This window comes from Ekhidna sp. (assembly GCF_965227465.1).
Classification (GTDB): Bacteria; Bacteroidota; Bacteroidia; order Cytophagales; family Cyclobacteriaceae; genus Ekhidna.
The window spans coordinates 2,927,086-2,940,711 of record NZ_OZ245746.1; the positions used below are offsets into that span (position 1 = coordinate 2,927,086).

Annotated in this window: 28 protein-coding genes; all 28 read right to left on the minus strand. The window is 39.7% G+C overall.

All coding sequences use genetic code 11. The annotated features are described in order from the left end of the window. Positions 1 to 18: 18 nt before the first annotated feature. Positions 19 to 630, minus strand: a complete 612-nt coding sequence (rplQ, locus tag ACO05G_RS12855; RefSeq protein WP_421763149.1) for a 50S ribosomal protein L17 — start codon at positions 628 to 630, stop codon at positions 19 to 21. Continuing rightward, the gene (locus ACO05G_RS12860) at positions 630 to 1,619 is read right to left on the minus strand and encodes a DNA-directed RNA polymerase subunit alpha (RefSeq protein ID WP_348283857.1); all 990 of its coding nucleotides are present in this window, start codon (positions 1,617 to 1,619) and stop codon (positions 630 to 632) included. Before ACO05G_RS12860 ends, rplQ begins: the two co-directional genes overlap by 1 nt. A gap of 20 nt (positions 1,620 to 1,639) precedes the next feature. After that, positions 1,640 to 2,242 (minus strand): 30S ribosomal protein S4, encoded by a 603-nt coding sequence (gene rpsD, locus ACO05G_RS12865; protein ID WP_348283858.1) that lies wholly within the window; start codon positions 2,240 to 2,242, stop codon positions 1,640 to 1,642. A gap of 23 nt (positions 2,243 to 2,265) precedes the next feature. Further along, positions 2,266 to 2,658, minus strand: a complete 393-nt coding sequence (rpsK, locus tag ACO05G_RS12870) for a 30S ribosomal protein S11 (protein WP_348283859.1) — start codon at positions 2,656 to 2,658, stop codon at positions 2,266 to 2,268. A 7-nt stretch (positions 2,659 to 2,665) separates the two neighbouring features. Beyond that, entirely contained in the window at positions 2,666 to 3,043 is a 378-nt protein-coding gene (gene rpsM / locus ACO05G_RS12875) for a 30S ribosomal protein S13 (protein WP_348283860.1), read from the minus strand. Positions 3,044 to 3,045: 2 nt separating this feature from the next. After that, a complete protein-coding gene (gene ykgO, locus ACO05G_RS12880) occupies positions 3,046 to 3,162 on the minus strand; it encodes a type B 50S ribosomal protein L36 (RefSeq protein ID WP_348280443.1) in 117 nt (38 codons plus the stop codon). A 30-nt stretch (positions 3,163 to 3,192) separates the two neighbouring features. Beyond that, positions 3,193 to 3,411 (minus strand): translation initiation factor IF-1, encoded by a 219-nt coding sequence (infA, locus tag ACO05G_RS12885; RefSeq protein WP_089356818.1) that lies wholly within the window; start codon positions 3,409 to 3,411, stop codon positions 3,193 to 3,195. Next, complete coding sequence (secY, locus tag ACO05G_RS12890) at positions 3,411 to 4,718, minus strand: preprotein translocase subunit SecY (protein ID WP_348283861.1); 1,308 nt, start codon at positions 4,716 to 4,718, stop codon at positions 3,411 to 3,413. The genes infA and secY overlap by 1 nt, the downstream gene beginning before the upstream one ends. After that, the gene (rplO, locus tag ACO05G_RS12895; RefSeq protein WP_421763150.1) at positions 4,718 to 5,167 is read right to left on the minus strand and encodes a 50S ribosomal protein L15; all 450 of its coding nucleotides are present in this window, start codon (positions 5,165 to 5,167) and stop codon (positions 4,718 to 4,720) included. Before rplO ends, secY begins: the two co-directional genes overlap by 1 nt. A gap of 2 nt (positions 5,168 to 5,169) precedes the next feature. Beyond that, a complete protein-coding gene (gene rpmD / locus ACO05G_RS12900; RefSeq protein WP_348283921.1) occupies positions 5,170 to 5,349 on the minus strand; it encodes a 50S ribosomal protein L30 in 180 nt (59 codons plus the stop codon). A gap of 4 nt (positions 5,350 to 5,353) precedes the next feature. Next, the gene (gene rpsE / locus ACO05G_RS12905) at positions 5,354 to 5,872 is read right to left on the minus strand and encodes a 30S ribosomal protein S5 (RefSeq protein WP_348283863.1); all 519 of its coding nucleotides are present in this window, start codon (positions 5,870 to 5,872) and stop codon (positions 5,354 to 5,356) included. Between the two features lie 12 nt (positions 5,873 to 5,884). Next, positions 5,885 to 6,232, minus strand: coding sequence for a 50S ribosomal protein L18 (gene rplR, locus ACO05G_RS12910; RefSeq protein ID WP_348283864.1), 348 nt, complete (start codon positions 6,230 to 6,232; stop codon positions 5,885 to 5,887). A 6-nt stretch (positions 6,233 to 6,238) separates the two neighbouring features. After that, positions 6,239 to 6,790 (minus strand): 50S ribosomal protein L6, encoded by a 552-nt coding sequence (gene rplF / locus ACO05G_RS12915; protein ID WP_348283865.1) that lies wholly within the window; start codon positions 6,788 to 6,790, stop codon positions 6,239 to 6,241. Positions 6,791 to 6,800: 10 nt separating this feature from the next. After that, positions 6,801 to 7,199, minus strand: a complete 399-nt coding sequence (gene rpsH, locus ACO05G_RS12920; RefSeq protein ID WP_348283866.1) for a 30S ribosomal protein S8 — start codon at positions 7,197 to 7,199, stop codon at positions 6,801 to 6,803. Positions 7,200 to 7,280: 81 nt separating this feature from the next. Further along, positions 7,281 to 7,550 (minus strand): 30S ribosomal protein S14, encoded by a 270-nt coding sequence (rpsN, locus tag ACO05G_RS12925; RefSeq protein ID WP_348283867.1) that lies wholly within the window; start codon positions 7,548 to 7,550, stop codon positions 7,281 to 7,283. A 6-nt stretch (positions 7,551 to 7,556) separates the two neighbouring features. Next, positions 7,557 to 8,111, minus strand: coding sequence for a 50S ribosomal protein L5 (rplE, locus tag ACO05G_RS12930; protein WP_348283868.1), 555 nt, complete (start codon positions 8,109 to 8,111; stop codon positions 7,557 to 7,559). Then, positions 8,104 to 8,442, minus strand: coding sequence for a 50S ribosomal protein L24 (gene rplX / locus ACO05G_RS12935; protein WP_421763151.1), 339 nt, complete (start codon positions 8,440 to 8,442; stop codon positions 8,104 to 8,106). Before rplX ends, rplE begins: the two co-directional genes overlap by 8 nt. Continuing rightward, positions 8,442 to 8,810, minus strand: coding sequence for a 50S ribosomal protein L14 (gene rplN, locus ACO05G_RS12940; RefSeq protein ID WP_348280433.1), 369 nt, complete (start codon positions 8,808 to 8,810; stop codon positions 8,442 to 8,444). The genes rplX and rplN overlap by 1 nt, the downstream gene beginning before the upstream one ends. Next, on the minus strand, positions 8,810 to 9,064 hold the full coding sequence (gene rpsQ, locus ACO05G_RS12945; RefSeq protein WP_348280432.1) for a 30S ribosomal protein S17: 255 nt from the start codon (positions 9,062 to 9,064) through the stop codon (positions 8,810 to 8,812). The genes rplN and rpsQ overlap by 1 nt, the downstream gene beginning before the upstream one ends. 9 nt (positions 9,065 to 9,073) lie before the next feature. Further along, the gene (gene rpmC, locus ACO05G_RS12950; RefSeq protein WP_348283871.1) at positions 9,074 to 9,286 is read right to left on the minus strand and encodes a 50S ribosomal protein L29; all 213 of its coding nucleotides are present in this window, start codon (positions 9,284 to 9,286) and stop codon (positions 9,074 to 9,076) included. After that, on the minus strand, positions 9,286 to 9,708 hold the full coding sequence (rplP, locus tag ACO05G_RS12955) for a 50S ribosomal protein L16 (protein ID WP_348280430.1): 423 nt from the start codon (positions 9,706 to 9,708) through the stop codon (positions 9,286 to 9,288). Before rplP ends, rpmC begins: the two co-directional genes overlap by 1 nt. 13 nt (positions 9,709 to 9,721) lie before the next feature. Then, positions 9,722 to 10,450, minus strand: coding sequence for a 30S ribosomal protein S3 (rpsC, locus tag ACO05G_RS12960; protein WP_348283872.1), 729 nt, complete (start codon positions 10,448 to 10,450; stop codon positions 9,722 to 9,724). Then, a complete protein-coding gene (gene rplV, locus ACO05G_RS12965) occupies positions 10,450 to 10,920 on the minus strand; it encodes a 50S ribosomal protein L22 (protein WP_348283873.1) in 471 nt (156 codons plus the stop codon). The genes rpsC and rplV overlap by 1 nt, the downstream gene beginning before the upstream one ends. 8 nt (positions 10,921 to 10,928) lie before the next feature. Beyond that, entirely contained in the window at positions 10,929 to 11,207 is a 279-nt protein-coding gene (rpsS, locus tag ACO05G_RS12970; RefSeq protein WP_348283874.1) for a 30S ribosomal protein S19, read from the minus strand. After that, the gene (gene rplB / locus ACO05G_RS12975) at positions 11,207 to 12,028 is read right to left on the minus strand and encodes a 50S ribosomal protein L2 (protein WP_348283875.1); all 822 of its coding nucleotides are present in this window, start codon (positions 12,026 to 12,028) and stop codon (positions 11,207 to 11,209) included. The genes rpsS and rplB overlap by 1 nt, the downstream gene beginning before the upstream one ends. Before the next feature lie 9 nt (positions 12,029 to 12,037). Next, complete coding sequence (gene rplW / locus ACO05G_RS12980) at positions 12,038 to 12,325, minus strand: 50S ribosomal protein L23 (protein ID WP_348283876.1); 288 nt, start codon at positions 12,323 to 12,325, stop codon at positions 12,038 to 12,040. A gap of 1 nt (position 12,326) precedes the next feature. Then, positions 12,327 to 12,953, minus strand: coding sequence for a 50S ribosomal protein L4 (gene rplD / locus ACO05G_RS12985; protein ID WP_421763152.1), 627 nt, complete (start codon positions 12,951 to 12,953; stop codon positions 12,327 to 12,329). 2 nt (positions 12,954 to 12,955) lie between these two features. Beyond that, positions 12,956 to 13,588 carry a 50S ribosomal protein L3 gene (gene rplC / locus ACO05G_RS12990; protein ID WP_348283878.1) on the minus strand — a complete coding sequence of 211 codons (633 nt, stop codon included), beginning with the start codon at positions 13,586 to 13,588 and terminating at the stop codon, positions 12,956 to 12,958. Between the last annotated feature and the right edge of the window lie 38 nt (positions 13,589 to 13,626).

Here is a 13,626-nt window from a genome sequence, read left to right on the forward strand (position 1 = left end):
TTTTAAGTGAAAAGACACTTAATCTTCTTTCTCTTTTTTATCTTCTTTTTCTTCTTCCTGAGCTTCTGCTTTTGGCTCCTCAGCTTCTTCCGCCTTCGCTTCTACTTCCTCGGCTTTTGGCTCTTTCTTCACTTCCTCGGCTTCTACCACTGCCTCCTCTTTCACCTCTACAGCTTCTGCTTTAGGCTCTTCAGTTTTAGCTTTCGCCTTTCCACCTCGTCGAGATCTTCTGGTCTTGGCTTTTCCAGCATCAGCTTCGCTCAATAGCAACTCGTTGAAATCAACAAGTTCCATCATACACATTTCCGAATTATCACCAAGTCTTGCGCCGGTCTTAATAATTCGAGTATACCCACCTGGCCTGTTCGCTATTTTACCAGCAACATTGTTGAAAAGCTCAGTTACAGTTTCCTTATCCTGTAGATAGGAAAAAACCACTCTTCTTGAATGAGTATCATCCGTTTTTGACTTGGTAAGAATAGGCTCAATGTATTTTCTAAGTGCTTTCGCCTTAGCCACAGTTGTGTTAATCCTCTTATGAATGATAAGAGAAGAAGCCATATTCGAAAGCATTGCACTTCTATGTGCAGTCTTTCTACCAAGGTGGTTAAATTTCTTTCCGTGTCTCATTATTCTTCCTCCAATTTGTATTTGCCAAGATCCATACCGAAAGTAAGACCTTTATCAGAAACCAATTGCTCTAATTCAGCAAGTGACTTCTTACCGAAGTTTCTAAATTTCATCATGTCAGAAATCTCAAGAGAAACAAGGTCTCCCAGTGTTCTAACATCAGCAGCTTTCAAGCAGTTGTAAGCTCTCACTGAAAGATCAAGATCATTAAGATTAGTCTTAAGCATCTTTCTCATGTGTAGTAATTCTTCATCTACCTGCTCTGGCTCACCAGCTTCCTGCGTTTCCAGAATCATATTCTGATCTGAGAACAACATGAAGTGTTGAATCAAAATGTTTGCTGCACCTTTCAATGCATTTTCAGGGTGAATAGAGCCATCAGTCTCGATATCAAGCGTTAATTGCTCGTAATCCGTTTTTTGCTCAACCCTTGTGTTCTCTACGCTATACTTTACATTCTTAATGGGTGTAAAGATTGAATCGATAGCGATAAAGCCGAAGTTTTGATCTGCAGGCTTGTTATCATCTGCTCCTACGTACCCGCGTCCTTTCTCGATAGTCAGTTCCATTTCGAACTTAGCTGACTCATCCAGATTACAGATTACGTGTTCCGGGTTAAGGATTTCGAATGAGGTAGTTGCTTTAGCTAAATCACCAGCAGTTAGTTTCTTCATGTTAGAAACTGTCACGGTGATTGAACCATCAGCTACATCTTCAATTTTCTTGAATCGAACCATTTTAAGGTTCAAAATCATCTCACTCACATCTTCTACAACTCCTTCGATGGTAGAGAATTCGTGCAATACACTAGGGATTTTTACACCTGTGATCGCATAACCCTCCAAAGAAGAGAGAAGAATTCTCCTTAGAGCATTACCGACAGTAACACCGTATCCTTTTTCAAGGGGTTTGAAAGTAAAGAGGCCATGGAAATCATCTGCTTTTTCCATTACCACTTTTTCCGGCATTTGAAATGCTAGGATAGACATATATCTTATTTTTTGAGTGTTTACTTAGAGTACAATTCGACGATTAACTGTTCCTTGATGTTTTCAGGGATTTCCTCTCTAGAAGGAGCATTTAAAAACTTGCCAGACATGCTAGCAGAATCCCATTCCAACCAAGAATAGCTTCTGGCATTAGATGCCAGGCTATCAGTAATGGCTTCAAGAGATTTTGATTTCTCTCTTACGCCAATCACGTCATTATTTCTTAAAGTGTAAGAAGGCACATTGACAAGCTCTCCATTCACTGTAATGTGTTTGTGAGAAACCAATTGTCTTGCTGCTCTTCTTGTAGGCGCAATACCTAATCGGAATACAGTGTTATCTAACCTTGACTCTAATAATTGAAGTAAGATTTCACCTGTTATTCCGCTTTTTCTTGAAGCCTTGTCAAAAACGTTAGCAAACTGACGCTCAAGCACACCATACGTGTATTTTGCCTTTTGCTTTTCAGCTAGCTGGATAGCATATTCAGACTGCTTTTTTCTTCTTCCACGTCCATGCTGTCCGGGAGGATAAGCCTTCTTCTGAAGCGCTTTGCTTGCTCCAAAGATTGGCTCTCCGAATCTTCTTGAAATTTTAGTCTTAGGCCCAGTATATCTTGCCATTATCTATAACTATTTATAATATCTTAAACTCTTCTTCTTTTCGGTGGTCTACATCCATTGTGAGGTAGTGGAGTCACATCTTTGATCATTGTAACCTCGATACCTGTATTTTGGATAGTTCTAATAGCAGACTCTCTTCCAGAACCCGGACCTTTTACAAATACTTCTACTTTGCGAAGGCCTAGGTCGTAAGCTTTTTGAGCACATTCCTGTGCTGCGACCTGAGCCGCATACGGAGTGTTCTTTTTAGATCCACGGAAACCCATCTTACCTGCTGAAGCCCAGCTGATAACCTGACCGGTTTCATTGGTCATGGATATGATAATGTTGTTGAATGATGCCCTGATGTGAGCCTGACCCACAGCACTAACAGCAACAACTCTCTTTTTAGCTTTATCTTTTCTCTTTTGTGCCATCTATCTATTACTTAACAGCTTTCTTCTTATTAGCAACCGTTTTTCTCTTACCTTTTCGGGTTCTCGCATTGTTTTTCGTATGCTGACCCCTAACCGGAAGCCCTTTTCTGTGACGAAGGCCTCTGTAGCAACCAATGTCCAAAAGTCGCTTAATACTCATCTGAACCTCTCCCTTGAGAACACCTTCCACTTTGAAGTTTTCACGTATGATTGTTCGTACGTTTCCACCTTCCTCATCGGTCCAGTCTTGTACTTTTTTATTAAGATCCACCCCAGCATCAGTTAAAATCTTCTGTGCTGACGCTTTGCCGATTCCAAAAATGTACGTTAAGGCGATTTCGCCTCTTTTGTTATCGGGAATATCTACTCCTGCAACTCTTGCCATAATTATCCTTGTCTTTGTTTAAACTTTGGATTCTTTTTATTGATCACATAAAGCTTCCCTTTTCTTCTGATCACTTTGCAATCAGCGCTTCGTTTTTTTACGGATGCTCTTACTTTCATTTCTTACTTATTTATCAGTCTCTGACTGTTTTATTTATAGCGATAAACTATTCTTCCTTTTGTTAGGTCATATGGAGACATTTCCAATTTCACCTTATCTCCAGGTAAAATCTTGATGTAGTGCATTCTCATTTTACCCGAGATATGCGCTATAACCTCATGACCGTTTTCAAGTTCTACTCTAAACATTGCATTAGACAATGCTTCCACGATAGTTCCGTCTTGCTCTATGGATGCTTGTTTTGCCATTATGCTGCTTGAGTTCGTCCTTTAACTCTACCTGATTTCATCATTCCTTCATAGTGCCTCATGAGCAGGTAGCTCTCAATCTGCTGAAGGGTATCAAGAATAACCCCTACCATAATCAATAGAGAGGTACCTCCATAGAATTGAGCAAATCCCTGATTCACCCCGGCAATCATTGCGAAAGCCGGAAGAATAGCTATGATAGCTAAGAATATAGCTCCTGGTAATGTGATTCTTGAAAGAATATTATCCAAGAAATCAGCTGTTTGCTTTCCTGGTTTTACACCCGGAACAAAACCACCGTTTCTTTTCATATCGTCTGCAATCTGATTTGGATTGATTGTAATAGCAGTGTAAAAGAATGTGAATATGATAATCATAATCGCAAACGTCAGGTTATACTGCCATGAAGTAAAATCAGAAAACGTTGTTCCAATGTAGTTGGCAAAATCACTCTCTTCTCTCCAAAGACCTGCAAGCATAGCAGGAAGGAACATGATGGATTGAGCAAAAATGATCGGCATAACACCAGAAGCATTAACCTTCAATGGAATATACTGTCTCTGACCACCATATACTTTATTACCTACCACTTGCTTGGCATACTGTACCGGAACTCTTCGTACCGCTTGTACAAGTGCTACAGTTACTAAAACCACGAAGAATAGTGCTACTAGCTCTAAAATGAAAAGCAACATTTCACTCATTCCCCTGGTAATCGCTTCAGCAGCAATACTTCCAGGAAATCTTGAAATGATACCAATCATAATTAGCATGGAAATACCATTTCCAATTCCTTTATCGGTAATCTTCTCTCCAAGCCACATACAGAAAATAGTACCTGAAGTCAGGATGATAACTGAAGTGAATTTGAAAAAGAATGTATTGCTAATGATTGCCTCAGCAGGAATAGCAGCTGAAACATAACTAAAGCCTTGCGCCATACATATAGCAATGGTAAGTACCCTAGTCAATTGGTTAATTTTCTTTCGTCCACTATCTCCTTCTTTTTGCAATTTCTGGAAATACGGAACCGCCACCGTCATCAACTGCAAAACAATTGAAGCAGAGATATATGGCATGATACCAAGTGCAAACACGGATGCATTACTAAATGCTCCACCCAGGAATGTATCCAGCAAGCCGAAAATGCCTTGCGCATCTCCACCCAGATTGCTTGGATCTACTCCAGGAAGTACCACGAAAGAACCAATTCTAAAAATAACCAAGAATCCTATTGTATTTAGGATTCGGGTTCTTAGCTCCTCAATGGAAAAAATGTTTCGTATGGTATCTATGAATTTCTTCATTATTCAACTACTGTAATTGACCCACCAGCTTTCTCAATAGCCTCTTGTGCTGTTTTTGAGAATTTATGTGCTGTTACTTTTAGTCCTGCTTTTAATTCGCCTCTACCCAATACCTTGATGATATCATTTTTCTGAGCCAAACCATTTGCTTTTAAAATCTCCGGAGTAACCTCTTTCAACTTCTTTGCTTCACTTAGCTTCTGAAGATCGTCAAGATTAATTGGCTTAGAAACAACTTTATTGTTATTCTTAAATCCGAATTTCGGTACTCTTCTTTGAAGCGGCATTTGCCCTCCTTCAAATCCAGTCTTTCTTGAGTATCCAGCACGAGACTGAGCTCCTTTATGACCTTTTGTAGATGTACCGCCTCGACCAGAGCCTTGTCCTCTACCGATTCGCTTTCTATTCTTTGTTGAGCCTTCTGCAGGCTTTAATGATTCAAGTCTCATGATTAAAGCTCTTTAACTTCTACTAAGTGATTAACCGTTTTGATCATCCCACTAATTGAAGGGGTCAATTCTTTTTCAACGGACTTATTGATTTTACCAAGACCCAAAGCAACCATTGTTCTTTTCTGGTTTTCAGGACGCTTGATTGTACTTCTCTTCTGTGTGATTAATACTTTTCCCATTGTCTTAGCCATTGAAAACTTTATCTAAAGAGACTCCTCTTTGCTGAGCAACAGCGAATGGATCTCTCATTTTATTCAAAGCGTCAAAAGTAGCCTTCACCACGTTATGTGGATTAGATGATCCTTTTGATTTTGCAAGTACATCATGCACGCCAGCACTCTCGAGTACCGCACGCATCGCACCACCAGCTATTACACCGGTACCGGCAGCAGCTGGCTTAAGAAGTACAAGACCTCCACCAAATTTACCTAGCGCTTCATGAGGTACAGTACCTTTAAACACAGGCACTCTTACCAAATTTTTCTTTGCATCATCAATACCTTTAGTAATCGCATCTGTTACTTCATTTGCTTTACCAAGACCGTATCCTACAACGCCGTTTCCATCTCCAACCACAACGATTGCAGAGAAGCTAAATCGACGACCACCTTTCACTACTTTCGCTACTCTTTTAATAGCTACTACGCGCTCCTGAAGGTCGATTTCACTTGCTTTTATAGATCTTATATTGCTTTGTGACATAATTTCCGTTCCTTAGAATTTTAAACCTCCTTCACGAGCACCTTCTGCTAATGACTTTACTCTACCATGATATGGGTATCCCCCTCGATCAAAAACAACTGTTTCGATACCTGCACTTTTCGCATTTTCAGCTAGCTTCTTTCCAACTTCTTTAGCTACTTCCACGTTCAGGTTTTGCTTTCCTATTTCCTTTGTAGAAGCTGATGCCAGGGTCTTTCCATTTACATCATCGATTAGCTGAGCATAAATACCTTTATTACTCTTGAAGACAGAAACTCTTGGTCTATCAGCAGTACCAGATATCTTACTTCGGATACCGAGTCTAAGTCTTTTTCTTCTTGCTGTTTTAGTAATTGCCATATCTTATTATTTAGCAGCAGTTTTACCAGCTTTTCTTCTAATTTGCTCACCAATAAAGCGAATACCTTTTCCTTTGTATGGTTCAACTTTTCTCAGTGACTTAATTTTTGCAGAAATCTGACCAACCAATTGTTTGTCAATTCCTTCAACAGTCACCTTTGGATTTTTTCCTTTTTCTGTCTCAGCAGAAACCTTAATTTCTTCCGGTACAGCAAAGTATATGCTGTGAGAGTAACCAAGGTTTAGCTCCAAAACATTGTTTTGAACAGCTGCTTTATAACCTACTCCTACAAGTTCCATTTCTTTCTTGAAACCGTTGCTCACCCCCTCAACCATGTTATTTACCAATGAACGGTAAAGTCCATGAAGGGACTTATGTCTTTTTTGTTCTGTAGGTCTTTCAACAGTAAGAACACCGTCCTCTACCTTGCAGGTAATATCCGGATCAATCTGTTGAGTCAACTCTCCTTTAGGGCCTTTCACACTCACAGTATGTTTATCAACTGTGATTGAAACTCCTTCAGGTACATTTATTGGTGCTTTTCCTATCCTTGACATCTCAAATCAATTAATACACGTAACATAAAACTTCACCACCGACATTCTCTCTTCGCGCTTCTTTGTCAGAAATCACTCCCTTAGAGGTCGAAAGAATTGCGATACCAAGACCATTTAATACTCTTGGTAGCGCCTCCGCTCCAGCATACTTTCTAAGACCCGGAGTACTAATTCTCTCCAGACTTGTAATCGCTGACTGCTTTGTCTGCGGATTGTATTTCAAGGCTATTTTAATAATTCCCTGCTTTTCATCATCCTCAAACTTGTAGTTTCTGATGAAGCCCTTGCTGTGCAATACTTTAGTGATCTCCTTCTTTAAATTAGAAGCAGGCACCTCTACTACACGGTGATTCGCGCCTATGGCGTTTCGAATCCTTGTTAAATAATCTGCTATCGGGTCTGTTACCATTTCTTAAACACACTTATCCCCCTCGAAAAAGGGGGTGCAAAAATAATAATTAATATTCTTAAAACGAAAGGAAGTTTTAAACTACCAGCTAGCTTTTGTTACTCCTGGTATTTTTCCTTGGGATGCCATCTCTCTGAATGTCACCCTAGAGATTCCAAATCTCCTCATGTAGCCCTTAGGTCTACCTGTAAGCTTGCATCTGTTATGCAATCTTACTTTTGAAGAGTTTCTTGGTAGCTTGTCCAATGCTTCGTAATCTCCAGCTGCTTTTAAAGCTGCTCTTTTCTCTGCATATCTTGCTACAAGCTTTTCTCTCTTTCTTTCTCTCGCTTTTACTGCTTCTCTAGCCATAATTTCTTAGTTCTTCTTTGAAGTAAACGGCATTCCGAAAGATCTCAATAACTCAAGACTTTCTTCATCAGTTTGTGCTGTTGTCACAAACGTGATATCCATACCTGTGATTTTGTTTACTTTATCGATACTGATTTCCGGGAAAATAATTTGCTCCTGAACTCCAAGCGTATAATTACCTCTACCGTCAAATCCCTTTTCCTTAATTCCTTTAAAGTCTCTTACTCGAGGAAGAGCGATTGTCATCAATCGATCAAGAAATTCATACATCTTGTCTCCTCTAAGTGTCACTTTAGCACCAATTGGCATTCCTTCTCTCAACTTAAAGTTTGAGACGGATTTCTTAGCAATTGTTGGCACTGCTTGCTGACCTGTGATTTGTGTCAGTTCTTCCACACCTGTATCTACCAATTTCTTGTCAGATACAGCTTCACCGATCCCTTTATTTATTGCGATCTTGGTAAGTTTCGGAACCTGCATCACAGATTTGTACTGAAACTTATCTTTCAAGTGAGGAATTATCTCCTTACTGTACTTCTCTTTTAATCTTGGATTAGCCATTGTTCGTGATGTATTCTCCTGACTTCTTTGAAAATCTTTGCAATTTTTCTCCAGCATTCACCTTTCTTCCAATTCTTGTTGGCTCTCCACTAGTAGGATCAACAACCATCAAATTGCTTAGATGAATGGAAGCTTCAGTTTCCTGAATACCACCTTCTGGATTTGTAGCTGAGGGCTTAACATGTTTTGTAACCAAGTTGGCTCCTTCTACTATCGCTCGGTACTTTGCTCGATTAACTTCAAGCACTTTACCGGTCTTACCTTTATCGTTACCAGCAATGATCTTTACTGTGTCACCTTTGATAACGTGAAATTTTATTTTGCTCATCATTAAAGTACTTCAGGTGCTAATGATACAATTTTCATGAACTGCTTTTCTCTAAGCTCTCTTGCAACAGGACCAAAAATCCTTGTTCCTCTAGGCTCATCATTTGCAGTAAGTAGAACAGCTGCGTTATCCTCAAATCGGATGTAGCTACCATCTTTTCTTCGAACCTCTTTTTTGGTTCTTACTACCACTGCTCTAGAGACAGTTCCTTTTTTCAAACTACTTGATGAAAGTGCGTGCTTTACAGTAACAATAATCTTGTCACCCACAGAAGCATATCGCTTCTTGGTGCCTCCAAGCACACGGATTACTAGCACTTCTTTAGCGCCACTGTTGTCCGCAACCGATAATCTTGACTCCTGTTGTACCATTATTTTGCTCTTTCAATAATTTCTACTAACCTCCATCTCTTGTTCTTACTCATTGGACGAGTCTCTGCCACTTTCACGGTATCTCCGATATTGCAGTCATCTTTCTCGTCATGAGCTGTGAGCTTTGTAGTCTTTCTCACGAACTTTCCGTAGATCGGATGTTTTACTTTTCTTTCTACAGCCACAGTGATGCTTTTCTGCATTTTATTGCTCACCACTTGTCCGATTCTTTCTTTTCTTAGATTTCTTTCCATCACTGAAAATTATTTGCTTGCTTCAGCAACTTGGTTTAATTCTTTGACTTTAATTTCTGTCTGAATTCTTGCGACCAATTTTCTATTCTCACGAATTTTCATTGGATTCTCAATAGGAGTAATGCTATGCGCAAACTTCAGTTTTGCGTAACTCTCCTTTTCTACTGCAAGCTTATTTTTCAGCTCGTCCAGACTCAATCCTCTTAATTCAGAATTCTTCATTACTCTGGCTTATAATCTTTTGCTAATGTAAATTTTGTAGAAATTGGAAGCTTCTGTGCCGCCAATCGTAAAGCTTCTTTAGCCAATTCGATATCTACTCCAGCTGCTTCAAATAGAACAGTTCCAGGCTTCACAGTAGCTACCCAGTATTCTGGTGCTCCTTTACCCTTACCCATCCTTACTTCAGCTGGCTTCTTGGTCACAGGCTTGTCAGGAAAGATTCGGATCCATACCTGACCCTCTCTTTTCATCGCTCTAGTCATTGCAATCCTTGCAGCTTCTATCTGACGGCTCGTGATCCATCCCGGTTCCATCGCCTTGATTCCAAAAGTTCCGAATGCCAGTCTATGCCCACGTTGAGCAAGACCCTTCACTCGGCCTTTTTGCATTTTTCTAAATTTCGTTCGTTTTGGCTGTAACATGCTTTACAAAACTTTACTTTCTTCTTCTGTTTTCTCTTCTCCTTCTGTTTGAAGCTCCACCTGGTGCATTGCTGTTGCCAGCACCTGATTGACCTACATTCGGAGATAAATCTCTCTTACCAAAAACCTCACCCTTGAAAATCCATACTTTGATTCCAATCTTACCGTAGATTGTGTGAGCTTCGGTAATCGCATAATCGATATCAGCTCTCAAAGTATGCAAAGGAATTCTTCCCTCTTTATACTGCTCGCTTCTAGCCATCTCTGCTCCACCCAATCTACCTGAGCACTTGATTTTGATACCCTGAGCACCAACTCTCATAGAAGAAGCAATTGATTGCTTCATAGCTCTACGGAATGAGATCCTAGCTTGAAGTTGTTGTGCGATTGATTCGCCTACCAACTTAGCATCTAGCTCAGGTCTTTTAATTTCAAAAATATTGATCTGAAGATCTTTACCGGTCAAGTTTTTCAACTCTTCCTTAATCTTATCTACCTCAGATCCTCCCTTACCAATTACAACACCAGGACGTGCAGTGTGCACAGTAAGTGTAATTCTTTTCAACGTTCTTTCGATCACTACTTTTGAGATGCCACCTTTTGGCATTCTGGCAGTGATGTATTTTCTGATCTTGTTGTCTTCAACTAGTTTATCAGCATAGGACTTACTATCAAACCAAGCGGAATCCCACCCTTTGATAACGCCTAATCTAAATCCAACTGGGTTTACTTTTTGTCCCATTACTTGTTGCTTTCTTTAGTTTCGTTAGTATCCTGGTTGTGATTATCGATCACGATAGTCACATGATTAGATCTCTTTCTAATTCTGTGAGCCCTTCCTTGCGGTGCTGGTCTCAATCTTTTAAGCATCCTTGCACTATCAACGAAGATTTCCTTCACGTATAAGTCAGCGTCTTCAATGCTTATGTCCTCGTTTTGCATTTGCCAATCAGCAATAGCAGTAAGAAGTAGTTTCTCCAATGTATTAGATGCGTGATGTGCATCAAATCGAAGAATATTAAGAGCAATGTTTGCTCGTTCTCCTCTTATCATATCAGCTACTAATCTCATCTTACGAGGAGAAGTTGGAACATTTCTAAGTGAAGATTTAACCGCACCCAACTTACCCTTGTTCTCTTCACGAAATTTCTTATCAGCTTCTTTCTGAAGTCTGATTCGTACCGATTTCTTAAGTTTCTTTTCAGCTTCCATTGGTGCTCTTATCTTTTACCTTTATCCTTCTTAGCTATATGCCCTCTAAAATTTCTAGTAGGGGCAAATTCACCAAGCTTATGACCAACCATGTTCTCTGTTACGAAAACCGGGATGAATTTATTTCCATTGTGCACTGCAAAAGTGTGACCTACGAAATCCGGAGATATCATTGATCTTCTTGACCAGGTTTTGATCACAGACTTCTTACCCGACTCATTCATCGTGTCAACTTTCTTCTCAAGACGAAAGTCTATATAAGGTCCCTTCTTTAATGATCTTGACATTATTTCCTTCGTTTAACTATCTGCTTATCGGAATATTTATTTGGTCGACGAGTTTTCATACCCTTCGTGTACTGACCATTTCTGGATCTTGGGTGACCCCCAGAGGATCTACCTTCACCACCACCCATTGGGTGATCAACCGGGTTCATCGCTACACCTCTTACTCTAGGTCTCTTCCCTAACCATCTGTTTCTACCGGCCTTTCCTAGTCTTACACTCATGTGATCAGAGTTAGAAACGGTTCCTACAGTTGCAAGGCACGTATTCAATACCATTCTCATTTCACCTGAAGGAAGTTTCACAGTTGAATACTTTCCTTCGCGAGCGACCAACTGCACGTAAGTTCCAGCACTTCGTGCCATCACTCCACCTTTACCAGGCTTCAGCTCAATGTTATGAATAATGGTACCTAATGGTATTTCTGAAAGAAATAAAGCATTTCCTACTTCAGGAGCTATTCCCGTACCTGAATTCACAACAGTTCCAACCTCAAGGCCAGCAGGTGCCAGAATGTATCTTTTTTCACCGTCAGCATAATACACTAAAGCTATTCTAGCAGATCTATTTGGATCATACTCGATTGCTTTTACTGTTGCAGGGATTCCGTGCTTGTCTCTTTTGAAGTCGATGAGTCTAAGCTTACGCTTGTGACCACCTCCAACATTACGAACAGTCATTCGACCCTGATTATTTCTACCTCCATTTCTTTTTGAAACAGTTACCAAAGACCGCTCTGGAGTGGACTTTGTAATATCATCAAAGACAGGAGCCATTCTGAATCTCTGTCCTGGGGTAGTCGGTTTAAGTTTTTTTACAGCCATCGCTATCTATTATATTCCGCTATAAAAATCAATTATTTCACCCTCAGCCACTTGCACAATTGCTTTTTTATATGCTGGAGTTCTTCCTTCAATGACTCGTGACTTGGTATATCTTCTTTTCGAATTACCAGGTTGAATCATGGTATTTACAGATTCTACAGTAACACCGTAAGTCTTTTCAACTTCAGTCTTAATCTGAACCTTATTTGCATTTTTAGCAACTACAAAACCGTATTTTCCATGCTCATTAAGAGCAGATACTTTTTCAGTTACTAATGGTTTTATTAAAACTCCCATCTTAGTTCAATCTTTCTTTTAGGTGCTCAAGTGTTCCCTCACAAATGATCACGCATTCAGCGTTAATCAAATCATAAGTATTCACTTCGTCAACAGTTGAAACATGTGCTTTCTTAAGGTTTCTGGAAGACAAGAAAATATTCTTACTCTCGTTGCTTACGAGAAGTAAAGCTTTCTTACCTGATACAGAAAGGTTATTAAGAATGCTGATGAATTCTTTTGTTTTTGGAGCTTCGAAATTGAAATCCTCCAAAATTTGAATGGCTTTTTCTTTAGCTCTTGAAGAAAGAACTGACTTTCTAGCCAATTTCTTTACCTTCTTATTAAGCTTAAAACCATAATCTCTTGGCTGAGGTCCAAAGAAGGTACCTCCACCTCTCATAATACCAGACTTAACACTACCAGCCCTTGCAGTACCAGTACCTTTTTGTTTCTTGATCTTACGAGTTGATGCTGTGATCTCACCTTTATCTTTGGTCTTAGCAGTCCCTTGTCTTTGGTTTGCTAAATAGTTCTTTACATCAAGGTAGACAGCATGCTCATTTGGCTCTATGCCAAACACATTCTTATCCAGGTTGATTTCTCTTCCTGTTTCTTCCCCTTTAATATTTAATACAGCTACCTTCATGATTACTTCTCAAGTATTACGAATGAATTTTTAGCTCCTGGAATAGCACCTGAAATCAGTACCAAATTTTTCTCAGGATATACTTTCAAAACTCTAAGGTTTAAAACCTTAACTCTTTCTCCACCGGTTCTTCCTGCCATCTTCAAGCCTTTAAAAACTCTTGAAGGGAAAGATGCCGCACCTATTGACCCTGGAGCTCTTAGTCTATTATGTTGACCGTGAGTTGCCTGACCTACTCCACCAAAACCGTGTCTCTTTACAACTCCTTGAAATCCTTTACCTTTTGATGTTCCTACAGCATCAACAAAATCCATCTCATTGAATACATCTTCAATTTTGATTTCATTTCCCAACTTCACTTTATCATCAAATTCAGATCTAAAATCTCTAAACTCAACAACCTTAAGCTTCGGAGTAGTTTTTGCTTTAGCAAAATGACCCTGCAATGCTTTAGGTGTATTTTTTTCCTTCCTGTCACCGTATGCCAACTGCACAGCTTTATATCCGTCTGTCTCTTCGTTCTTAACTTGAGTCACGACGCAAGGACCAGCCTCAACAAGGGTACAAGCGATGCTTTTACCGTTCTCGTCAAAGACGTTAGTCATTCCTACTTTCCTTCCTATTAAACCAGGCATTTTCTACTCGTTTATATCTTTTAATTACCCTCTCAGGC